Origin of the sequence: Pseudomonas sp. IT-P176 (genome assembly GCF_949767245.1) — a bacterium.
GTDB lineage: Bacteria > Pseudomonadota > Gammaproteobacteria > Pseudomonadales > Pseudomonadaceae > Aquipseudomonas.
In genome coordinates this window covers 1-22,279 of sequence record NZ_CATKPN010000047.1, presented here as the reverse complement: position 1 = coordinate 22,279, position 22,279 = coordinate 1, and the positions used below count along the sequence as shown (strand labels likewise).

Genomic DNA, 22,279 nt, shown 5'->3' with positions numbered 1-22,279 from the left:
GACTTGGTTCGTGGCGCTATCGACTTTTGGCACACTATTTTTTCGCAGTAAGGAGCATCAGCACATGCAATTAGGGATCATTGGACTGGGCCGCATGGGCGGCAACATTGCACGGCGCCTGATGCTCAACGGGCATAGCACTGTGGTCTACGACCGCAACACCGCGTTCGTTGATACCCTGGCTCAAGAAGGCGCGACCGGCGTTGCCGACCTGCCGGCACTGGTGGCTGGCCTGGCCAAGCCGCGCGCGGTATGGGTCATGTTGCCCGCTGGCGCACCGACCGAAGACACCATCGAAACCCTGAGCGAGCTGCTGGAAGCCGGTGACGTGATCATCGACGGCGGCAACACCTTCTATAAAGACGATATCCGTCGTGCCAAGACCTTGGCGCAAAAAGGCCTGAAGTACATCGACGTCGGCACTTCCGGCGGCGTGTGGGGCCTGGAGCGTGGTTATTGCATGATGATCGGCGGCGACTGCGACGAAGTGAAGCGTTTGGACCCGTTGTTCGAGGCGCTGGCCCCGGGCATGGGCGATATCCCGCGGACCAAGGACCGGGTGTCGGAAGATGACCGTGCCGAGCGCGGCTATATCCACGCCGGCCCCGCCGGTTCCGGGCACTTCGTGAAGATGATTCACAACGGTATTGAATACGGGATGATGCAGGCGTTTGCCGAAGGCTTCGACATCCTCAAGACCAAATCCTCGGAAATGCTGCCGGAAGACCAGCGTTTTAACCTGAACGTCGCCGATATCGCAGAGGTCTGGCGTCGTGGCAGCGTGGTTTCGTCCTGGTTGCTGGACCTGACCGCCGATGCGCTGGCCAGCGATCCGAAGCTTGAGGGTTACTCCGGCTCCGTGGCTGACAGCGGTGAAGGGCGCTGGACCATCGAGGCGGCCATGGAACAGGCCGTACCGGTGCCGGTGTTGTCCAGCTCGCTGTTCTCCCGTTATCGCTCGCGCCAGCAAGGCGTCTACGGTGACAAGATCCTTTCGGCCCAGCGCTTCGGTTTTGGTGGCCACGTCGAGACTCCGAAAAAATGACCTCGATCCGCAAGAAGTCCAAGGCACAACCAGCACCGGCGACCACACTGTTTCTGTTCGGTGCCCATGGCGACCTGGTCAAGCGCTTGCTGATGCCGGCGCTGTACAACCTCAGTCGCGATGGTTTGTTGGGGGACAACTTGCGGATCATCGGGGTGGATCACAACGCCATCAGCGATCTCGACTTCGCGAAAAAACTCGAAGACTTCATCCGCAACGAGGCGGCGAACAAGGTCGGTAACGGCCATGACTCCCTGGACCCGGCGCTCTGGGCCAAGCTGGCCAAGGGCATCAGCTACGTCCAGGGTGACTTTCTCGACGCTAGCACCTACCAGGCGCTGGCGGCGAAAATCGCCGATAGCGGCACAGGCAATGCGGTGTTCTACCTGGCCACCGCACCGCGTTTCTTCAGCGAAGTGGTGCGCCAGCTCGGCTCGGCCGGGCTGCTGGAGGAGGGCCCCGAGGCTTTTCGCCGGGTGGTGATTGAAAAGCCCTTTGGTTCCGACCTGCATACCGCCGAAGCCTTGAACGCGTGTCTGCTCAAGGTGATGACGGAAAAGCAGATCTACCGGATCGACCACTACCTGGGCAAGGAAACCGTGCAGAACATTCTGGTCAGCCGGTTTTCCAACAGCCTGTTCGAAGCGTTCTGGAACAACCATTACATCGACCACGTCCAGATCACCGCCGCGGAAACCGTCGGCGTCGAGACCCGTGGCAGTTTTTACGAGCACACTGGCGCCTTGCGCGACATGGTGCCCAACCACCTGTTCCAGCTGTTGGCCATGGTTGCCATGGAACCGCCGGCGGCGTTTGGCGCCGATGCGGTCCGCGGTGAAAAGGCCAAGGTGGTGGGGGCGATCCGCCCCTGGTCAACGGCTGAGGCGCGTGCCAACTCGGTACGTGGCCAGTACAGCACGGGAGACAGCGGCGGCCAGCCGGTGGCCGGTTATCGCGAGGAGCCCAAAGTGGCGCCTGACAGCACCACGGAAACCTTCGTGGCGCTCAAAGTGATGATCGACAACTGGCGCTGGGTCGGCGTGCCGTTCTACCTGCGCACCGGCAAGCGCATGAGCGTGCGCGACACGGAAATTGCCATCTGCTTCAAGCCTGCGCCCTACGCGCAGTTTCGCGATACGGAAGTCGATGAGCTACAACCGACTTACCTCAGAATTCAGATCCAGCCCAATGAAGGTATGTGGTTCGACCTGCTGGCCAAACGTCCGGGCCCGGCGCTGGACATGGCCAACATCGAACTCGGGTTTGCCTACAAGGATTTCTTCGAAATGCAGCCCTCCACGGGCTACGAAACCTTGATCTACGATTGCCTGACCGGCGATCAGACCCTGTTCCAGCGCGCCGACAACATCGAAAACGGCTGGCGTGCGGTGCAACCCTTCCTCGATGCCTGGCAGGAAGACGCCAGCGTCCAGGCCTATGCCGCCGGCACCGACGGCCCCAGCGCCGCCGACGAACTGCTGGCCCGCGACGGCCGCAAGTGGCACAGCCTGGGCTGACCCCGACGCCAGGCCGACGCGTTATCGTTGGCGACCGCGGCGCGCCCCAGACCATCGCGAGCAAGCTCGCTCCCACAAGGTTACGCGTTCAGCCTGGAGCGCGCGCTCGCTCGCACACCACTACAACCAGTAGCTCACCGCATACCAGCCCAATACGCCCATCACCACGGTATAGGGCAACGCCATCCACACCATGCGCCCGTACGACAGGCGAATCAGCGGCGCGATCGCCGAGGTCAGCAGGAACAGGAATGCCGCCTGACCGTTGGGAGTGGCAACGCTGGGCAGGTTAGTACCGGTGTTGATGGCAATCGCCAGGGTCTCGAAGTGCTCCCGGCTCATGTGGCCGGAGAGGAACGCCTGCTTGACCTCGGTGATGTAGATAGTCGCTACGAACACATTGTCACTGATCGCCGATAACAGGCCATTGGCAATGAACAGCATGCCCGGTTGCTGCTCGACTGGCAGGGCCAGCACCCACTGGATCAACGGGGTGAACAGTTGTTGATCGTGAATGACTGCCACCACGGCAAAAAAAGCCACCAGCAGCGCGGTAAAGGGCATGGCGTCCTTGAAGGCGTTGCCGAGGCGATGCTCATCGGTAATCCCGGTCAGCGAAGTGATCAACACAATCACCATCAGCCCGATCAGGCCCACTTCAGCCACGTGCAGCGCCAGGCAGATGATCAGGATCACCGCCGCTGCGCCTTGCACCAACAAGGCTGCGCGCTGGCGGTTGGTGCGTTCGGCGTTGTCCTGCGCCGCGTAGTCGGCCAGCACCGTGCGTACGGAGTCCGGGAGCAGCGTGCCATACCCGAACCAGCGCAGTTTCTCCAGCAGCACGCAGGTCACCAGGCCGGCGGCCAGTACCGGCAGCGAGACCGGCGCGACCTTGAGGAAGAATTCTGCAAAATGCCAGCCCATCTCATGGCCGATCAGCAGGTTCTGCGGCTCACCCACCAGGGTGCACACGCCGCCCAGGGCGGTCCCCACCGCGCCGTGCATCAACAGACTGCGCAGGAAGGCGCGAAACTGTTCGAGGTCTTCGTGGTGCAACACCGGCAAGTCGTGGTCGTCATTGAACGCGCTGTCCTGGCGCGGATCGTTGCCCGAGGCGACGCGGTGATAGACCGAGTAAAACCCCACCGCCGCGCTGATGATCACCGCCGTCACGGTCAAGGCGTCGAGAAACGCCGAAAGAAAGGCTGAGAGAAAGCAGAACAGCAACGCCAGTACGGCCTTGGAGCGAACCCCCAGCAACAACCGGGAGAACAGGAACAGCAGCAAGTCCTTCATGAAGTAAATCCCGGCCACCATGAACATCAGCAGCAGGATCACCGGGAAGTTGTGTAGCAACTCGTCATACAGCGCCTGGGGCGTGGTCATGCCCAGCAGCAGCGCCTCGACCATCAGCAAGCCACCCGGCATCAAGGGGTAGCACTTGAGGGCCATGGCCAGGCAGAAGATGAACTCGGCCACCAGCAACCAGCCAGCCACCACCGGGCCAGCGGTCCACAGCAGCAAGGGGTTGAGTATCAGGAAAGCGAGAATGCTCGCCTTGTACCAGCGCGGCGAATGCCCGAGGAAATTATGCGCAAACGCCTGGGCCATTGAACCGGACATCGGCTGCTCCTTTGATTAAGAAGCGCGCAACTTGCCGTAACACTCGGACAAGATCAAGTTCTTGAGTTTTATTGTTGTTCATGAACGATCGGGGGTTAAGCCCGATAGCGAACCAGCACGGCACGATAGTGACCGTCCAGCGAGTAGCCGCCGACCACGATGCCTTCGTCCGCCTGCACCACCAGTGACGTCGCGGTGTCCAGGCTATGCCCCAGACGGGTGCGAACCCAGCCGTTACCCTCGCCGAAATCCAGGTCCGGGCGGCCGTCGGCCAGGTGCCGGGCGACCAGGAAGTCTGCCTCGACCCCGCCGATAGTGGCACCCACGCTGAGCACCCGGCCATCCGGGCAGGTAGTTGCAGCCGTCCATTGGCTGGGAACCTTGGCGATCTGTGTGAGGTGGGCATGGCCTGCGTTGTTAGTCATGTCTGGACGACCATCGCAACGTACGTTCAGGGACAGGCAATGCATTGGGTCGCGACTGCTGCCAAAACACTGCAGGTGCCCATCCACGTGTTGCACCACCCGACTGACCTGGGCACTGCGCTCCTGGGCGCGGAAACTCAGGAAGCCGTGTTCGGCAAAACTGCTATCCAGACGGCCATCCTTGTCGAAGCGTGCCAGCAAACCTTCCTGGGGCAGGTCGATCGAGCCGCCGACCACAATTGCGCCATCGCGCTGCACCAGGATGCTGGACAGCCAGGTGTTGAGGAGCAAATGGCGGACCATGACAAACCCCCGGCCATTGAACGAGGTGTCCAGGCTGCCGTCCGGCTCCAGGCGAATCAGGATGCCGACATGATCGGCAAATTCGAAATGGTGATTGGCCAATAGCAGGATCCGCCCATCGGCCTGAACCTGAGCGTCGCAGGCTTCGGCGCCGGGTACGCCGGGAGGCAGCCAGGCGTCACGCAGGCCCTGGGAAAGGTTGCCCGGCAGGCGGACCACCTGTACGCCGCCATCACCGAACGAGAAGTCCGGGCGACCCTGAGAGTCGAACAAGGCGAGGGCAGGGAGGGTGCGGTATGGGCTTTCATATATCAGACCCGATACCAGGATGCGCCCGTCGGCCAAGGCCAGCACCTTGCCGCCAGAGGACTCCAGGCCTGGCGCGAATTGTCCGAGCACGCAGCCCTGAGTGCCAAAGCTCAGGTCCGGCGAACCGTCCGTGTGCAGGCGGGCCAGGCCGAAGTGGCAGCCGTGGTCCAGACCGACTTTGGCCGCGACCAGCAATCGGCCCTGGCGGTCGACCGTAACGTCATTGGCCAGGCTCCACTGGCTGCCGGGGAAATCGACCCAGGCTTTGCCGGCGCAGGCAAAACTGCTGTCAAGTTGTCCTGCCGTATCTGTGGGGGCACAGTAAGCCAGGGCGCTGTGAATGGCGTGGATGGACATGCCGCTTCTCCTTGCGAGTCGACCTGATCCGGTATCGAGGAGGAGGACTTCATGAAGAAAACATTCAAGCGCTGATTCAAATAATGCACAACTGTCAGAAATTACAGGCGGTGCGGCGTTGTGTGCCAGAACAGTGTCTTTGCGAGCTGAAGTTTGGATTAGCCATGAAAAGCGACCGCTTGTCGTCAATTAACCGGAGTTTTCCTGGCTAACTAACCAAGGCTCACCGAGATTGCGGCAGAGGATGCCAGGAAGTTATCTCGATAAACAGGCGGGCCACCTGGATCAGTGACCCGCGCGCTGTTTTATTGCGGCATAGTCCAGGATTGCAACTGGTAACCTTCTTCGCTCAGTTCGGCACGCGCCTGCTTGAGCAGGCTCTCGAGCTGTACCGGGTCGGTGTAGATGCTGGACGGCACTTGCTTGCGTTCAATCGGGGTGCTGGTACGGTCGATCACAGTCAGCGTCAGTTCGCCAGTGCCATCTTGTGGGGCCCAGGCCACGCATTGGAAAGGAGTAAATGCGTGGTCGGCAATCAAAAGAGCTTCGTTGAGACGGAGCGGGGCGTTCATGGGGTCTTCTCTCGTAGTGCCCAATCAAGTGATCTGCCGTCGGTTGGGCTTACCGTTCGGCTGGTTACTTGTACTGATGCGCGCAACCACCGGGTAGGTCACACATCTTCTAAAGAAATTTAAACTTTCTTTCATAGACTTGGGATTAGCGGACACTTTGAAAGCTGAATGAAAGCTTGGGAGTCGATAGCTTGCTAAGCAACTTGCTTCTTATAACTAAAACGTCATTAACCTTATAGTTAAACGATACAAGACCCTGTCAAGTTCTTGCTAATGTTACACCCAGGTCTGCCAAACGACTGTTTCTAATAACTTTTCCATTATTTGGCGCCAAGGAACAGTCATGCTCGAAGTCCCTGCACTACGCCGTCTGTTGGTGGTGGATCCCTGTGACGATTGCCACCAATTGTTGCCCGGTCTGCGCGCCATCGGCTGGGATGTCGACAGCTGCAGCCTGGAAAATGCCGGCGACCGCAGTTGCGACGTCGGCCTGCTGCGCCTGCAACCTTTTCACCTGGAGCGGCCCGAAGCGGTCAAGGACCTCATCAGCCGCAGCGGCACCGAATGGATTGCCGTATTGAACCAGGAAGTGTTGCGCCTGCAGAACGTCGGTGACTTTGTCTGCGAATGGTTCTTCGACTTTCATACCTTGCCGTTCGACGTCTCCAGGGTCCAGGTCACCCTGGGCCGGGCCTTTGGCATGGCGCGCTTGCGCGGCCAGGGCACGATCCATGTCGACCAGCCGGCGCACGAACTGCTGGGCGACAGCAAACCGATCCGCGAACTGCGCAAACTGCTCAGCAAGCTGGCGCCGACCGAGTCCCCGGTGTTGATCCGTGGCGAAAGCGGCACCGGCAAGGAACTGGTGGCCAGGACCCTGCACCGCCAGTCGCAACGCCACAGCAAGCCCTTTGTGGCGATCAACTGCGGGGCGATCCCCGAACACCTGATCCAGTCCGAACTGTTTGGCCATGAGAAGGGAGCCTTCACCGGCGCCCATCAGCGCAAGATCGGCCGCATTGAGGCCGCGCATGGCGGCACGCTGTTTCTCGACGAAATCGGCGACCTGCCGCTGGAATTGCAAGCCAACCTGTTGCGCTTCCTGCAGGAAAAACATATCGAGCGGGTAGGCGGCAGCCAGCCAATTGCGGTGGATGTGCGGGTACTGGCCGCCACGCACGTTGACCTCGAGTCGGCCATCGAGGCCAAGCGCTTTCGCGAAGACCTGTATTACCGGCTCAATGTCCTGCAAGTGATTACCGCGCCTTTGCGCGAGCGCCATGGCGACTTGTCGATGCTGGCCAACCATTTCTCCCACTTCTATAGCCAGGAAACCGGACGCCGGCCCCGCAGTTTCAGCGAGGACGCCCTGGTGGCCATGGGCAAGCACGATTGGCCGGGCAATGTCCGTGAACTGGCGAACCGGGTGCGCCGCGGCCTGGTGTTGGCCGAAGGCCGGCAGATCGAGGCCCGTGACCTCGGCTTGATCAGCCATCAGGCGATCGCCACGCCCATGGGCACCCTGGAAGACTACAAGACCCGGGCCGAACGCCAGGCCTTGTGTGATGTTCTTAACCGGCACAGCGACAACCTCAGTGTCGCCGCCCGGGTGCTGGGGGTGTCCCGGCCAACGTTCTACCGCTTGCTGCACAAGCACCAGATCCGCTAGGGCGCGGTGAAAGTGAAAGGCCCGCTGCGATCACCTCGCAGCGGGCCTTTTGCTGTGTGACACGGGTCAGAAGTAGTAAGGGAATTTCAGGCTGAAGGTGAAGTCCGGCGCATCGTCGGTCAGGCCGATCGACAGGTTGGGGACGATGGTCAGGTTGTCACTGGCCGCCACGGTCATGCCGACGTTGAAGTAGCCGGCGTTGGCATCGCTGGACGTCACCGATTGCCAGTCGCCGCCATCAGGCTTGAGCTTGCTCTTTTTTTGCACCAGGTCGGAGACCGAGAACGACATACTCATTTTCTCGTTCAAGGCGAACGCGACGCCCGCGCCGATCTGGAAACTGTCGCCCAGGCGCACTTTGCCCGGCGTCTTCTGGTTGACGTCAGCGCTGATGTCGTCAAACGACTCCTCCAGGTTGTGGGTATAGGACAGGGAGCCGAACAGCACGGCCGGATCGAAGGTCTTGACCAGGGAGATCCCTGGGGTAACCGACCAGACACCGTTACCGGTTGGCAGGTCATCCGGCACGAACAGGTTGGTATTGTCGCTGACCTGGCGCAACTTGATACCGAACGGTTCCTTGCCGGTCGGCGCCTTGACGCGCAGGGTCAGTACCGCATCCGGGGCGGTGACCGACTCGTCCATGAACTTGTAGGCGACACCGAAGTTGACGTCGCCGATGGTTGGGTCCTGGGTCACCGTCTCCTCCGTGGTGACGCTTGCCGAACCGCCAGATGCACCGCCGGACTGATAGGTCGACTCGCGGTAGACCAGGGGGACGTTGAGGTCGAACTGCCAGCGGTTGTTGAGGTTGTAGCGTCCGGTGACGTCCATGGTCCAGGTGTCAGACTTGATCCGGTCCAGGTTGATGTTGCCGAGGAAGATCGAGTCCAGGGCCAGGAAACCGTTGAGGACCAGTTGCCGGGAATCGTAGCGGGCGTAGGTCAGGCCGGTCTCGACGCTGAACTTGCCGCCACCGAAGAAGCCACTGGCTTCGTCATAGAGGTTCGACACACTCTGTGCCGGTTGGGTGTCGTCGGCCAGCGACTGGCCGTAGGAACTGCCCTTGGCGCCTCCGCCCCCAGCGGCCCCACCTGATGCTGCCCCGGCGCCTGTACCGGCGACCTGATTATTGCCGCGCATGTCGGCGGGCGATTTGGCCAGCCGTTTTGGCGGCGGTTCGGCCGGTTGATCTTCAACCTGGCGGACTCGCTGCTCGAGCACCGCCAGGGCTTTTTGCTGGACTTCGTAGCGTTGTTTCAACTCCAGAAGTTCTTGTTTCAGGGACTCTACGTCCGGGTCAGTCGCTGCTTGCAGCAGTGCAGCGGGGAATAGAGTACTCAGACATACAACCGCGCGTAATGACACCGATCGATACATGAAATAAGCCGTCCCTTTGAGCCCAATGGTCGAAAGTCAGCGTAGTTCAATATCCCATGTTGCGTAGTCCTGTGAGTTGGCTCAGGTTGCAATCCAACGCGCCGGCGCTTGGGCCATTGTTATTGAGTACCACGTTGAGTTGAGTCAGGTTATTCACCACGTTGCTGTTGCCCAGCAGGCGGGTGTTTTGCAGCAGTCCACCCTGGGCGACTTGCTGCAGGGCATTACCCTGATTATTGTTGGCGGAGATGGCCATCTGAATGCCGCCACTGGTGGCTGTCACGGCGATCGAGCCGGCGCCGTTGCTGGCATTGATGGTGTTGCCAGCGGTCAATATCTGACTGCCCGCGGGCGGAGTGATCGGCGCCGGAGCGCTGGAAGCTTCTTTGACGTTGATACCGACATCGTTGTAGGCACTGTTACCATCGCCCGCGGCACGCACGGTCTGGGTGATGCCCTGGGTCGTGCTCAAGGCGTTGCCGCCTATTACGTTGCCGCTGCCCTGTTGTGGCGTATGGCCGCCTTTGCCGGGCTCATTCACGGTCGACACGTAAAACTGTGGTTTGACCGTTGAGGACTGAATCTGCATGGAAGTGGAGGCACCGATGATGTCGCCACTGGCATTGCGCCAGGTACTGCTCATGACCACACCAAAGCTGATGATCCGCCCGGGCATGACGTAACGACCGCGCAACTGAGCCAGTTCCGAGTCTTTGATCTCTATCGGGGTAAAACCTGCGTAGGTGAGCGACGGAAAGCTCGCAGCCAAGCATGCGGCGACCACCCAATGTGAAGTTTTCATCTTCGGCTCCTGGAGCGTCCAACTGCTCCTTTATATTTATTGAGCGCCTAGAAGAAATCGCTCTGAATAAATCCAAACTCCATCAACTCGGCATCTTTGACAGGGTTGAAATTGTCCAGCTTGTTCTTGGCAGTCAGCGGTGCCGGTGGATCGAGCAAGGCGTTGGCCTTGTCGTAACCGGGGCCGATGATGGCAAACACAATACCGTTCCAACCTTTGACAAAGTCTTCGTGGGAATAACGTTTGTGGCCCAGGACCGGATCACCGATGTACACCCAGTCTTTTTGTGCCCGCTGTAGCACCACGAAGTGCTTGTAACCACGAATATCCATCAGAACCACTACGGGAATCGTTACCGCTTCCAGTTTTTCCGGAGGGATCCGGTAGCCCCGGGCACGCATGCCGATACTTTCTATGTAGCGCTTCATGTCCAGCATGGAAAAACCCTGGGTACGTACCAGGTCCTGGTCAGCGTTGACCAACATGCCTTTGATGACGTGCTCTTCATCGACATCCAGCCAGTAGGCCTGGCGTAACACCGTTGCCAGCGCGGCGGCGCCACAACTGAAATCGGTTTTCTGTTGGACCAGGTCAGCGAATTTGCGCTCGCGCAAGCTTTGCACTTCTTTGTACACCATGACGCCGCCGGGAAGGGCGGCCACTGGCATCTGTGCAGCCTGAGTCAGGCCAGTCAGACAAAGCATCAGTGAGAGGGCAGCAACACGCATGGTCGATACGCCTTGTAGGGTCTGAAGAAAAGCCCCGTTGCCGGGGCTTCCTTGGTCTTCGCAGTTAGAAGCTGTTGCCGCCAGGGCAAGCTTTGCAGCCTGCAGCGATGGACAGCGAGTTGCTTTGTTGGTTGCCCACGCCTGCTGCAACGTTGGCACCGCCGTTACCCGAGAAGCCATTCATGGAGCCGGTCATCGAAGCATTGTTAACCACTGGGTTTTTCCAGCCATCTTTGGTCAGCACTTGCTGAGTCCAGTAGCCAGCCAGTTCGATACTTCCTTGTTCTTTGAAGGTGAATTTCTGATCCTTGTTGTTGCCACCGCCATATCTGTCGTCGTCGTCGTGACCTTTTTTGCCACCGTCAATGGTGCCGTAGCCGGTGCCTTTGTAGCTGCCGTGGGCTTTGAAGCTGCCTTTGAGGTCAACCACTTTGGTTACGCGATCCGCTTTGTTTTCCACTTCAAGACCAGTAGAAGTCTGGTTGGCCGCAGCGGCTGCCGTGGCTACGCGACCTGCCGAAACAGCAATGGCGAGGTTGTTTTTCTGTTGGTTGAAGTCGCCAGCAGCCACGTTGACACCAATGTTGCCGGAGCCGTTGTTGGCTGAGTTGTTAAGCGTAGCGTTGTTTTGGGTGGAGCGGTTTTTCACATAGTTATCGGTGTTGGTTTGAGTGGCGCTGGAGAGCGCAACGGCGCTGCCGAAGATGAATTTTTCATCGGCGGTGGCGATCGCCGCAGCGTTGTCTTGCTGGTTGCCAGCACCGGCTGCAACGTTGGCGCCCATATTGCCGTTGGAACCATTGAGCGAGTTATCAGCCTTGGCATTGTTGTTGGTGCCTTGGTTGAGCACGCTGTTGTCGCTGCTGTCCTGTTCGTCCAGGATCGCGGCGCCAGCACCGGCGGTGATGGACAGGATCTGATCCAGGGTTGGACCTTGTGGTTTAGTCGGATGATGACGTTTGCCGCCATCGGCCTGAGCCGCAATTGCCATGACCGCTGCCAGAGCGAAAACCAGTGGTTTCAGAGCTGTTGTAGGTTTCATGGTGTTTCTCCGTGCTTATTAGTTGGTTAAGTGTTGGTACTTTCTAATCGCACTGCGGTTTGGGTCAGTCAGCGACCCGGATGCTCAGGGTGTTAGCCATTCGGTTCCCCACCCCTGCACTCTGGTTCACCTGTATCACTCCTCGGCTGCCGGTGAAGGCCTGGTCGCTGGTAACGACCTGGCGGCTGCCTTGCGAAGTGCCAGTTGCTCCTGAGTCTGGTAACAGCGCCACGTTCTGTTGGGACAGGACGCTGTCGTCGATGCTTTGCGGTACGGCGCTGACGCTGATCCGCATGGCATTGATCATCTGGTTGTTGGCGCCGGCCGACTGGTTGACACCCAGTGCGCCGTTGCCATTACTGAACGCGTTGCCCGTGATGGCACTGGTTGCGTTCATCGAGCGGTCGGCAGGCGTGGTGATGGACTGGCGCAGGTTGCCGCTGGCCGAAGCCTCGGTACCGATCGCAATGGCGCGGCTGTTGACCTGTTGTTGCTGGTCGCCGGCAGCCTGGTTCATCATCATGTTGCCTTTGTAGTTGGCCCCGGAGTTGCTCAGGGTCGAGTTGTTCACGACGTTGACAGCGGAGTCGGCCATCGCGCAGGTGCTGCCCAGCAGGGCAATGAAGATCAGGGTGCGCTTCATCTCATTTCCCCATGTTGGTCAAAGGCGACAGGCCGATATTGATGGTGCGAGTGATGGTTCCGGAGATCGCGTTGCCACTGCCGCCGCCGTGTCCGGCGGACATGCCGGGCAGACCATTGGGATTGGTCAGTACGTTGATCCCGGCGCCGCTTTTGGGGTTGGGTACAACGTTTTGATTGATCACCCGATAGCCACTGTTGATGCCGGCAAAGTCGCCGTCACTCAGTTCGTTGTTGGTGGCTTGCACGACCCGTGCGGACGGGTTGGCGTTGACGGTCGTGGGGTAGGGGTCTTTGTCGAAAGGTTGTCTGCCGATGGAGCGGGGCTGGACGTCACGTTGAAGCACGATGACGCCATTACCCTCAGCCTGGACCGGCATACTGAGCACGGAGCTCAATGCGCATCCGAACATCAGCAAGCGGGTAAAGCCTTTATCGTTATTCTCCATGTCGGCGCTCCTTCTCTTTTATGCGCTGGCCCTGTCAGCGTTGTCAGGGAGAGAGCAGAAGCTGTGCCGCTTTTTGTTTTTTACATGAATTCAACGACTTGGCGATTCAACCGGGTAATCACCGGCTGGCACTGTATCAAGCATGAGACAGGGCACCCCGCCAGCACGTGGCAGCGGTCGAGGTAAAGCTCTGGAACAAGGGTTCTGGCGGGGCTGTATCAGTGGTGTAACGGTGCGCGTGACAATGCGGTGAACCCGCTTGTATCGGCGGTTTCGCTGCATGTATGTGTTTCAGGAATGGACACTTGGGCCCCGGAACCGGGGCAAAAGTGCGGCTCGAAGGCCGCTTTGAGGGGTTAAACCTGGAGCAATTGCTCTACCGCAGTGAACGCCAGACGCCGCCGCTGGGCCCAGTCACCCTCGATGATTTGCAGCTTGCGTCCGTGCTGCTGCAACCAGCCACGGGTGGCATCGAAGAACGCCAGGCGTTGCTCCAATTGTGGTTGGCAACGCTGGCCGTCGTCGGTCCATTCCACCGCTTCCGGGGACAGCAGCAGGTGCAGGTCGTAGTGGCGGGCGAGCAATTGTTCTTCGATCCAGGGCGGGCAGTCGCCAAACAGGGTCTGGCTCCAGAGTATGTTGCTCAGCAAGTGGGTATCGAGAATCAACAACGCCGGCTGTTGCACCCGGGCGCTGTCCTCCCAGGCCAGTTGGCCCCGGGCAATCTGCGGGATATCGGCCAGGCAGGTATCGCGTGGGTTCTGCTCGATGAAGTAGCGCACGTATTCACCCACCAGCAGCCCGCCGAAATGCTGGTGCAGTTCGGCCGACAGCCAGCTCTTGCCGCTGGATTCCGGGCCGGTGAGGACCACCACCTTCATGTGCGCAGCGCCGGGTCGGCCCGCCATTCGCGCAGTCCCTGGACCGCCAGCAGGGTAAACACCGCATAGAGCGCTGCCGTCAGGTACAGGCCCTTATAGAGGAACAGCCCGACGAAGATCACATCCACGGCGATCCACAACGGCCAGCATTGCACCCGCTTTTGTGCCATCCACCACTGGGCAACCAGGCTGAAACCAGTCAATGCGGCATCCAGCCAGGGCTGCGCGGCATCGGTCCAATGGGCCATGGCGGCGCCCAGCAACAGACTTCCGACTGCGCCCAAGGACAGGTCGCGCAGCATGCTTGCGTTGCCCAGGCGCGTCACTTGCCGGCCGTGGCGGGTTTCGCCACCGCGCGTCCACTGCCTCCAGCCATACAGCTGCAAGCCGGCGTAGACCACCTGCAGCAACATGTCCGAGTAGAGTTTGACCTCGAAAAAAATCCAGCTGTAGAGCAGCACCATGACCAGGCCGATCGGCCAGCACCAGGGATTCTGTTTGACCGTCAGCCAGACGGCGATCACGCCGAGCGTGGCGGCAAACAGTTCAAGCCCGGACATGGCGGTTCCTTGGGGAAGTCGAAGAGGGCGCCGATTGTACAGCAGCGCCGCAAATCGAGGGCATGCCAACAGCGCCTCTACACCCGGAACTGCCTCAGCAGTCCATTGAGCTGTTCGCTGAGTTCCTTCAAGTGCACGCTCGCCGCACTCGATTGCTGCGCTGCCAGGGCGGTGCTGTGTGACAGGCCGGCCGCCTGGGTCACGTTCTGGTTGATGTCTTCGACCACGTGGGCCTGCTGCAGGGTGGCGCTGGCGATGGACGCATTGAGGCCGTTGAGGTTGTGCAGCGCCTGGCCGATGGCATGCAGGCTGGCACCGGCCAGTCCGGCTTGCTCGATGGTCAACTGGGAGGCGCGGCTGCTGTCGCCGATCACCTGCACGGCAGCCTCCGAATGGTTTTGCAGGCGTTCGATCATCGTCTGGATCTGCGCGGTGGATTTCTGCGTGCGTTGCGCGAGCAGGCGCACCTCGTCGGCCACCACGGCAAAACCGCGGCCCTGTTCGCCGGCCCGGGCCGCTTCGATAGCAGCGTTGAGGGCCAACAGGTTGGTCTGTTCGGCGATGGAGCGAATCACCTCCAGTACGCTACCGATCTGGGTGCTTTCGCTGGCCAGGGTGCGAATCACTTGCACCGCCTGTTCAATGGTGGCGGACAACTGATCGATCTGCTGCAGGCTGCCGTCAATGTTGACCTGGCCCTGGTGCGCCTGCGCCTGGGCATCGCGCATTTCGCTGGCGGCGTGCTCGGCATTCTTGGCGACATCCTGTACGCCGTAGGTCACTTCATTGATGGCGGTTGCCACCAGCTCCATCTGTTGCGACTGCTGCTGGCTGCGGGACTGGGCTTGCGCGGCGTTATCGCCCAAGTCCGTGGAGGATTGTCCCAAGGCACTGGCCGATACCTGCAGTTGGCTGATCACTCCGCGCAATTTGGCGGTGAAGGCATTGAAATGCCTGGCCAGTTCGGTCACTTCGTCCTGGCCGTGGGTGTCGAGGCTGCGGGTCAGGTCGCTTTCGCCGCTGGCGATGTTGGCCATGGCGTCCACGGTTTCCTGCAGGGGCCGCACAATGCTGCGCGCGATCAGCATCACCAGCAGGGCCATCAGTAGCGCAATGCCCAGGCCCACCAGCGAGGCTTCCCGCACCTGGCTCCGGAACTCGAGTTGCATGTCGTCGATATAGACCCCCGAGCCAATCACCCAGCCCCAGGGTTCGAACAATTTGACGTAGGAGGTTTTCTGCACCGGTGTACTGGCGCCCGGCTTGGGCCAGCGATAGTCGACCATGCCGGCACCCTTGGCCTTGGCGATGGCAACCATCTCGTTGAACAGGGCAAAGCCGTCCGGGTCCTTGATCGCCGACAGGTTCTGGCCATCCAGCTTGGGATTGGTGGGGTGCATGACCATCACCGGGGTCAGGTCATTGATCCAGAAGTAGTCGCTCTGCTCATAGCGTAAGCCGCGGACCACGCTCAGGGCCTGCTGTTGCGCCGCGTCGCGGGTCAGGGTGCCGGCGGTTTCCAGTTGCCGGTAGTAATCCAGCACGCCGCTGGCCGCTTCAACCACATGGCGGGTCTTTTCTGCCTTGGCTTGATACAGGTCGTCATGAATCTGCTTGAGCATCAGCAAACCCAGGGTTAAGAGCATCAGTACAGCCACTACCAGGATGAGCCACAACCGCCGGCTGATCGACATACTGCGCAAGCTGTTCATAGTGCGTCACTCCAGGTTCTTATTCTTGTCATCAACCAGCGCCAGCATAAGGGCATGCTTTTGCCACTACGCCAATACGACTGAAGTCCCATGACGGCGCAGCACTGGCCGGGCATGTCTGATAGGATTTCGGCCGCGCACGGGAAAACCTGAATCCGTGCTGATTTTTCACAGGATTTTTACCGGTTCTGGTAGATCCTGTACGCCTTGCCATTCAGCTACGCTGAGCGCAGTGAACACCAAAAAAACTAGATAACGTGGCATGCCAGGGGCATCGCTTCATGGGGGATTGATGGATCTTTGGACGGCCATACAGGCGTTGATTCTTGGGGTTGTAGAAGGGCTGACCGAGTTCTTGCCGATTTCCAGTACCGGGCACCAGATTATCGTGGCGGACTTGCTCGATTTTGGCGGCGAGCGGGCGATGGCATTCAACATCATCATCCAGCTCGGGGCGATTCTCGCGGTGGTCTGGGAGTTTCGCCGCAAGATCCTCGACGTGGTCATCGGCTTGCCGACCCAGCGCAATGCGCAACGCTTTACCGCTAACCTGCTGATTGCCTTCCTGCCGGCGGTGGTATTGGGGGTGATTTTCGCCGACCTGATCCACCATTACCTGTTCAACCCGATCACCGTGGCCACGGCCCTGGTGGTGGGCGGGATCGTCATGCTGTGGGCCGAGCGTCGCCAGCACAGCGTGCGCGCCGAGACGGTCGATGACATCACCTGGAAAGATGCGCTGAAAATCGGCTTCACCCAGTGCCTGGCGATGATCCCGGGAACCTCGCGCTCCGGCTCGACAATTATCGGCGGCCTGCTGTTCGGCCTGTCGCGCAAGGCGGCCACCGAGTTCTCGTTCTTCCTGGCAATGCCGACCATGGTCGGTGCCGCGGTGTACTCGGGCTACAAGTACCGTGACCTGTTCCAGGCCTCGGACCTGCCGGTATTTGCCGTGGGTTTTGTCACCGCGTTCATTTTTGCGATGATCGCGGTAAAAGGCCTGCTCAAGTTCATCGCCAGCCACAGCTACGCGGCGTTTGCCTGGTACCGGATAGCTTTCGGCCTGTTGATCCTGGCGACCTGGCAGTTCGGCTGGATCGACTGGACGGCGGCCAAGGCGTGAACGCCCCTCGCAACGGTGTTGCCATCCAGCATCCGCGTCTCAAGGGCCTGATCTTCCTGGGCCTGTGTGCCTTGCCGCTGATCGGTTCCAGCCTGTTGTGGCTGCGCGGGGGCTCGCCGCTGGCGCTGGCGGCCTACGGCGTGGTCAGCGTCCTGGCATTCCTGCTGTACTGGAGTGACAAGCGCAAGGCCCGTACCGAGCGCTGGCGCACCCCGGAAAACGTCCTGCACGCAGTGGAGCTGGCCGGCGGTTGGCCGGGCGCGTTGCTGGCCCAGCAAGTGTTCCGCCACAAGACCCGCAAGGTCTCGTTCCAGGTCGTGTTCTGGATCATCGTGCTGCTGCATCAGGTGTTCTGGATCGACCAGTTATTCCTCGGTGCCGGCTTGTTCAGCCTGTTTTAAAGGAGCAAGCCGACCTGCACCCGCTTGGGTAACTTGCTCACCACCAGTTGGTGGGAACGTTGCAACAGGCCCTGCAGCTCAGCGGCCCCCAGCGGGTAGGGGGGCTGCATGATGATCCACTGGGCGCGCGCCAGATAAGGCGCCGGTCCTATCCCCGGGCGGTCGACGTGGCCGAGGAACAACTCCTTGTCCACCTTGAACGCCAATGAGTCGCCCCGCAGATTCTGCAGGGCGAACATCTTGTTTCCCACCACCGAAAACACCCGCACGCCCCCCCATTTGTAATCTTCCCGGGCCCCAGGCAGGGCCAGGCAGAAGTCGGCGACCTGTTGTTCGCTCATCACCTTGGCTTTCATAGCAGTCGATCTCCACAGCCTTTGAACGATTCAGTCAGATGGTCTATCCACGCCCGCACCGCCGGCAACACGCCGCGCCGATGGGGATAGACGGCCTGCAACCAGCCACCGGGCAGCGACCACTGGGGCAGCAGTTGCACCAGCGTGCCGTCGGCCAGTTCCTGTTCGCAATACAGCATCGGCAAAATGGTGAAACCCAACCCGGCCAGGGTGCAGGCCTTGCGCACGACAAAGTCATCGATGCCCAGGCGCGCCTCCAGGCTCAAGTCGCAACTGTGCCCCTGCGCGTCGAGCATGCGCAAATGCACCAGGCGATCGGCTTCCAGGGCCGCGAGTACCGGCACATTTTTCAGGTCGTCGGGGTGGTCGATCTGGCGCTCGCGCAGGAACGCCGGGGTCGCGACGAGCACTGTTTGCGCCTGGCGCAGGCGGCGGGTCACCAGGAAGGGGTCCTCGTCGCCCAAATCGCGGACCCGCAAGGCCACGTCTATGCCTTCGGTGACCAGGTCGACCCGGCGGTTGAGCAGTTGCATCTCCAGTTGTACCAGGGGGAAGCGTTCGAGAAACGTGCTGATCACGCTCGGCAGGAACTCATGGGCCAGGCCCACCGGGCACGACACCCGCAAGCGTCCCCGCGGTTCGCTGGTCATGCTGGCCACCGCTTCATCGGCCATCTCCGCTTCCAGCAGCATGGCCTGGCAGTGGCGCAAGTAACGTTCACCCACTGCGGTCAGCTTCAGTTGCCGAGTCGTCCGTTGCAGCAGGCGCGCACCCAGGCGTTCTTCCAGCTCGGCGATGCGTCGTGACAACCGCGACTTGGGAATCCCCAGCAACCGCCCGGCCGCAGCGAAACCGCCGGCTTCGACCACCTTGGCGAAATAGTAGAGGTCATTGAGATCTTGCATGGCGCGCTCGATTGTCCTATCAGTGGGACGAACTATCACATTGTTGCCGACTAATCGTCCATTGGATTCACCTGTAGGATTGTCTCAACTTGATCGCCCGGTGGCGATCCTCACTTGGAGATCCCACATGAAACTTCTGCATATCGATTCGAGCATCCTCGGTGACAACTCCGCTTCCCGTCAGTTGAGCCAGGGTGTGGTCCAGGCCTGGTTAGCCGCCGACCCGGCCACCCAGGTGACCTACCGCGACCTGGCCAGCGATGCCATTAGCCACTTTTCTGCCGCGACCCTGGTTGCCGCCGGCACCACCGCCGAACTGCGCAACGCCGCGCAGCAGCACGAAGCCGAACTGAGTGCTTCGACCCTGGCCGAATTCCTCGCCGCTGATGCGGTGGTGATTGCCGCGCCGATGTACAACTTCACCATCCCCACCCAACTCAAGGCCTGGTTCGACCGCATCGCCGTCGCCGGCCAGACGTTCCGCTACACCGAGGCCGGCCCTGAAGGCCTGTGCGGCAACAAGAAAGTGGTGCTGGTGTCGACCTCCGGCGGCCTGCATGCCGGTCAACCGACCGGTGTTGGCCATGAAGAGTATTTGAAAGTCATGCTCGGTTTCATGGGCATCACCGACATCGAGTTTGTCCGTGCCCATGGCCTGGCCTACGGTGATGAGGTTCGCAACAAAGCCATGAGCGATGCCCAGGCGCACATCAGCGAGCAACTGTTCGCCGCTGCGTAAAGCTTGCGTCAACCACTGGACTGCGCGCTTTGATCGAGAGTAAAACGATCAAGGCGCGCAGTTTTTTGTGTCCGCTTGAAAAAAGCCGCTCGCGCAGAGTGAGAGTGGCTTGAGTTATGCAATGGGGTTCTGCAATAGGATTCTGCAATTTAGGTTTGCCAGCTTCGCGCTGAGCTCGATATTTCTACCAATCGGTTAACAAGGTGGGGCATGCCATGTCGCGTCTGTGGGCACTGTTACTGATCTGCCTGCTGGGCAGCCTGAATTCAGTGCACGCCGCACCCCGACTGACCCCACATTGGAGCGTCGGTTACCACTCCCTGAGCTTTCTCGACCCGCTGGACCTGCAACCAATGTCCGCCATCGCGTTTTATCCGTCGACTGGCATCGAACACCCCAGCATGCTGGAGGGCTATCAAATCCAGGCCACGCAAGATGCCCGGGTCGCCATCGGCCGTTTCCCGCTGCTGATGTTGTCGCACGGCAACACCGGTACGCCCCTGGCCCTGCACGACCTCGCCACGGCGCTGGCCCGCAAGGGTTTTGTGGTGGTGGCGGTGATTCACCCCGGCGACAACTCCAAGGACCACAGCCGCCTCGGCACCTTGAGCAACCTGTACGGGCGGCCGATCCAGATCTCCGAGGCCATCACCGCGACCCTGGCTGATCCGCTGCTGGCGCCATTCGTCAATCCCGAGCAGGTCGGGGTCATCGGTTATTCAGCCGGTGGTGAAACTGCATTGATTCTGTCCGGCGCCACTCCCGACCTCGATCGCTTGCGCCGCTACTGCCTGGAGCGCCCGGAGGATCGCGACGCCTGTAACACCCAGGGCGAACTGATCGTCGACCGTGACGACCTGCAACCGGTCGCCGATCCACGGGTCCACGCCTTGATGCTGATGGCGCCCCTGAGCCTGAAGTTCGGCCGGCAAACCCTGGCGGGAGTGCATGTGCCGGTGCTGCTCTACAGTGGCGATGGCGACAAGCTGGTGGCAGTGGACAAGAACGCGGCGGCCCTGGCGCGCAAGCTACCGACCGCGCCGGACTTCAAGCTGCTGGCCGGGGCCGGGCACTTTGTGTTCATGGCGCCGTGTAGCGCTGAACAACGGCTGTCCATGGCGGCCCTGTGCACCGATGCCGATGGTGTCGACCGCGAGGACATTCACCGCAACCTGATCACCGAAGCTGCCGCGTTTTTCTCACGCACCCTGGGCAAACCCAGCCGTGCCGGGCTGCAGACTGTCAGCGAGGAACATGGGTCCTGACGCAGTGACTAGCCCCGCAGGTGCCTGCGCTTGAGCAGCAAGGTCAGGCCCAAGCCGCTGATCGACAACAGCGCTGCGCCAAAGAAGATCCACGAGTACCCCAGGTTCAACGCCACGGCTCCCATCAAGGGACCAGCAATCGCCAGTGCCAGATCGAAGAACACCGCATAAGCGCTCAAGCCGGCGCCGCGACTGCTGCTCGGTACTTGCTTGATGGCTTCCACGCCGAGGGCTGGATACACCAGGGACAGGCCAAAGCCTGCGAGCCCGGCACCAATCAGGGCCACGGTCGTCGAGGGGGCCAGCCACAACAGCGCCAGCCCCAGGGTCTCGATGCTCATGCAGGCGATGGCCGAGCTGTACCCGCCGAAGCGGTTGATGCAGGAGATGAACAGCAGCCGCGCGAGAATGAAGCACAGGCCAAACACCGTCAGGCAGTAGGCCGCGCCGGTCCAGCCACGGCTGACATAAAACAGGGCGATGAAGGTGGTCAGGGTGCCATAGCCGATCGAGGCCAGGCTCAGGCAGGCGCCAAAGGGCGCGATCCGCCCGAACACCGACCAGAAGGGCAGGCGCTCGCCACGGATCACCGGTACCGAGGGTTTGTTGCGAATCAGCAGCAAGGCGGCCGCTGCCAGCACGGCCAGGGCAATCCCCAGGCTGGCGAAGCCCCAGGCGTCGATCATCACCACCCCCAGTGGCGCGCCGATGGCGATGGCGCCATAGGAGGCAATGCCGTTCCAGGAAATCGAGCGCGCCGTGTGTTCGGCGCCGACCTGGCCCATGCACCAACTGATGGTGCCGACGCCGATCAGGCCCTGGGCAACGCCCAACAACAACCGGCCGCAGATCAGGATGCCCAGGCTCAGCAGCGGCAGACTCTGCAGCAGGGTCGAGGCCAGGGTCAGCACGCCGCTGAGCAGGATCCCCAGCAGTCCATAGACAATTGCACGCTTGGTGCCGACGCTGTCACACATGCGCCCGGCCATGGGCCGGCTGAGCAGGGTGGCGAGGTACTGCGAGCCAATGGTCAACCCGGCCACCACCGCACTGAACCCCAGGTGTTCGTGGACATAACCCGGCAGCACTGCAATGGGCAGGCCGATGCAGATAAAGGCAATAAAGGTATAGAACACGATGGAGACGATCTGCAGGGTGATCGCCATGGAACTGACGGGGGGTGTTTGCTGCGCAGACATGGGAGCTCGTTCGCGGGCGGGCGGTACCCGGCATCATGGCGTGCGGTTGGGATAAAAGGAAGCAGGCTAACGATATATGTAGTAACCATGGGCCGGTGTCCTGGCAGTCGGCCTGAGTGATAAAAGCGGGCGAGGTGGCCTAATGCTGATCAGTTAAGCCCTTTTGTAGGAGCGGGTGCCCGCTTGCGGCTTGCTCGCGAAGAACTCAACGGCGCCGCGTTTATACTGAATACACGCGTTATCGTTGACGTTTTTCGCGAGCAAGCCGCAAACGG

General features: G+C 60.7%; 22 protein-coding genes. 7 read left to right on the top strand and 15 right to left on the bottom strand.

Annotation, left to right across the window (positions count from 1 at the left end; translation table 11 throughout):
• The first annotated feature begins 10 nt into the window (after positions 1-10).
• Both gnd and zwf read left to right on the top strand, forming a co-directional pair.
• Complete coding sequence (gnd, locus tag ACM6IP_RS14340; protein WP_335929850.1) at positions 11-1,045, top strand: phosphogluconate dehydrogenase (NAD(+)-dependent, decarboxylating); 1,035 nt, start codon at positions 11-13, stop codon at positions 1,043-1,045.
• Complete coding sequence (zwf, locus tag ACM6IP_RS14335) at positions 1,042-2,562, top strand: glucose-6-phosphate dehydrogenase (RefSeq protein ID WP_414861707.1); 1,521 nt, start codon at positions 1,042-1,044, stop codon at positions 2,560-2,562. Before gnd ends, zwf begins: the two co-directional genes overlap by 4 nt.
• 120 nt (positions 2,563-2,682) lie before the next feature.
• On the opposite strand, the gene nhaB is transcribed toward zwf, so the two are convergent.
• From nhaB to ACM6IP_RS14320, 3 genes are all read right to left on the bottom strand, one after another.
• Positions 2,683-4,185: a sodium/proton antiporter NhaB gene (gene nhaB / locus ACM6IP_RS14330; protein WP_095170449.1), complete on the bottom strand. Its 1,503-nt coding sequence runs from the start codon at positions 4,183-4,185 to the stop codon at positions 2,683-2,685.
• A gap of 95 nt (positions 4,186-4,280) precedes the next feature.
• On the bottom strand, positions 4,281-5,579 hold the full coding sequence (locus tag ACM6IP_RS14325; RefSeq protein ID WP_414861706.1) for a hypothetical protein: 1,299 nt from the start codon (positions 5,577-5,579) through the stop codon (positions 4,281-4,283).
• 305 nt (positions 5,580-5,884) lie between these two features.
• Positions 5,885-6,151: a hypothetical protein gene (locus ACM6IP_RS14320; RefSeq protein WP_095170447.1), complete on the bottom strand. Its 267-nt coding sequence runs from the start codon at positions 6,149-6,151 to the stop codon at positions 5,885-5,887.
• A gap of 343 nt (positions 6,152-6,494) precedes the next feature.
• Between ACM6IP_RS14320 and ACM6IP_RS14315 the strand changes: the two genes are divergently transcribed.
• Complete coding sequence (locus ACM6IP_RS14315) at positions 6,495-7,820, top strand: sigma-54 dependent transcriptional regulator (protein WP_320332266.1); 1,326 nt, start codon at positions 6,495-6,497, stop codon at positions 7,818-7,820.
• 66 nt (positions 7,821-7,886) lie between these two features.
• Here ACM6IP_RS14315 and ACM6IP_RS14310 read toward each other — a convergent pair whose 3' ends face one another.
• From ACM6IP_RS14310 to ACM6IP_RS14270, 9 genes are all read right to left on the bottom strand, one after another.
• Positions 7,887-9,200, bottom strand: a complete 1,314-nt coding sequence (locus tag ACM6IP_RS14310) for a transporter (RefSeq protein ID WP_095170445.1) — start codon at positions 9,198-9,200, stop codon at positions 7,887-7,889.
• A gap of 46 nt (positions 9,201-9,246) precedes the next feature.
• On the bottom strand, positions 9,247-10,002 hold the full coding sequence (locus tag ACM6IP_RS14305; protein ID WP_095170444.1) for a hypothetical protein: 756 nt from the start codon (positions 10,000-10,002) through the stop codon (positions 9,247-9,249).
• 47 nt (positions 10,003-10,049) lie between these two features.
• Positions 10,050-10,730, bottom strand: a complete 681-nt coding sequence (locus ACM6IP_RS14300; protein WP_095170443.1) for a C39 family peptidase — start codon at positions 10,728-10,730, stop codon at positions 10,050-10,052.
• Positions 10,731-10,794: 64 nt separating this feature from the next.
• A complete protein-coding gene (locus tag ACM6IP_RS14295) occupies positions 10,795-11,772 on the bottom strand; it encodes a heme utilization protein (protein WP_095170442.1) in 978 nt (325 codons plus the stop codon).
• Positions 11,773-11,836: 64 nt separating this feature from the next.
• Entirely contained in the window at positions 11,837-12,415 is a 579-nt protein-coding gene (locus tag ACM6IP_RS14290) for an adhesin (protein WP_095170441.1), read from the bottom strand.
• Position 12,416: 1 nt separating this feature from the next.
• A complete protein-coding gene (locus ACM6IP_RS14285) occupies positions 12,417-12,863 on the bottom strand; it encodes a hypothetical protein (protein WP_095170440.1) in 447 nt (148 codons plus the stop codon).
• A 356-nt stretch (positions 12,864-13,219) separates the two neighbouring features.
• Positions 13,220-13,744 carry an AAA family ATPase gene (locus tag ACM6IP_RS14280; RefSeq protein ID WP_401129407.1) on the bottom strand — a complete coding sequence of 175 codons (525 nt, stop codon included), beginning with the start codon at positions 13,742-13,744 and terminating at the stop codon, positions 13,220-13,222.
• Complete coding sequence (pnuC, locus tag ACM6IP_RS14275; protein WP_095170438.1) at positions 13,741-14,304, bottom strand: nicotinamide riboside transporter PnuC; 564 nt, start codon at positions 14,302-14,304, stop codon at positions 13,741-13,743. The genes ACM6IP_RS14280 and pnuC overlap by 4 nt, the downstream gene beginning before the upstream one ends.
• A gap of 77 nt (positions 14,305-14,381) precedes the next feature.
• Positions 14,382-16,016, bottom strand: a complete 1,635-nt coding sequence (locus ACM6IP_RS14270; protein WP_414861705.1) for a methyl-accepting chemotaxis protein — start codon at positions 16,014-16,016, stop codon at positions 14,382-14,384.
• Between the two features lie 292 nt (positions 16,017-16,308).
• Here ACM6IP_RS14270 and ACM6IP_RS14265 point away from each other — a divergent pair, with 292 nt between their 5' ends.
• Both ACM6IP_RS14265 and ACM6IP_RS14260 read left to right on the top strand, forming a co-directional pair.
• Positions 16,309-17,139 (top strand): undecaprenyl-diphosphate phosphatase, encoded by an 831-nt coding sequence (locus ACM6IP_RS14265; RefSeq protein ID WP_414861704.1) that lies wholly within the window; start codon positions 16,309-16,311, stop codon positions 17,137-17,139.
• Positions 17,136-17,540 carry a DUF1294 domain-containing protein gene (locus ACM6IP_RS14260; RefSeq protein ID WP_095170435.1) on the top strand — a complete coding sequence of 135 codons (405 nt, stop codon included), beginning with the start codon at positions 17,136-17,138 and terminating at the stop codon, positions 17,538-17,540. Before ACM6IP_RS14265 ends, ACM6IP_RS14260 begins: the two co-directional genes overlap by 4 nt.
• Here ACM6IP_RS14260 and ACM6IP_RS14255 read toward each other — a convergent pair.
• Both ACM6IP_RS14255 and ACM6IP_RS14250 read right to left on the bottom strand, forming a co-directional pair.
• Complete coding sequence (locus ACM6IP_RS14255; RefSeq protein WP_414861716.1) at positions 17,537-17,881, bottom strand: MmcQ/YjbR family DNA-binding protein; 345 nt, start codon at positions 17,879-17,881, stop codon at positions 17,537-17,539. The genes ACM6IP_RS14260 and ACM6IP_RS14255 overlap by 4 nt on opposite strands.
• A gap of 11 nt (positions 17,882-17,892) precedes the next feature.
• Positions 17,893-18,801, bottom strand: a complete 909-nt coding sequence (locus ACM6IP_RS14250; RefSeq protein ID WP_159996171.1) for a LysR substrate-binding domain-containing protein — start codon at positions 18,799-18,801, stop codon at positions 17,893-17,895.
• 127 nt (positions 18,802-18,928) lie between these two features.
• Between ACM6IP_RS14250 and ACM6IP_RS14245 the strand changes: the two genes are divergently transcribed.
• Both ACM6IP_RS14245 and ACM6IP_RS14240 read left to right on the top strand, forming a co-directional pair.
• On the top strand, positions 18,929-19,540 hold the full coding sequence (locus tag ACM6IP_RS14245; RefSeq protein ID WP_414861703.1) for an FMN-dependent NADH-azoreductase: 612 nt from the start codon (positions 18,929-18,931) through the stop codon (positions 19,538-19,540).
• 215 nt (positions 19,541-19,755) lie between these two features.
• Positions 19,756-20,805, top strand: coding sequence for a dienelactone hydrolase (locus tag ACM6IP_RS14240; RefSeq protein WP_320332254.1), 1,050 nt, complete (start codon positions 19,756-19,758; stop codon positions 20,803-20,805).
• A gap of 8 nt (positions 20,806-20,813) precedes the next feature.
• Here the strand turns inward: ACM6IP_RS14240 and ACM6IP_RS14235 are convergent, their stop codons facing one another.
• Positions 20,814-22,004, bottom strand: a complete 1,191-nt coding sequence (locus tag ACM6IP_RS14235) for an MFS transporter (RefSeq protein ID WP_414861702.1) — start codon at positions 22,002-22,004, stop codon at positions 20,814-20,816.
• Positions 22,005-22,279: the final 275 nt, after the last annotated feature.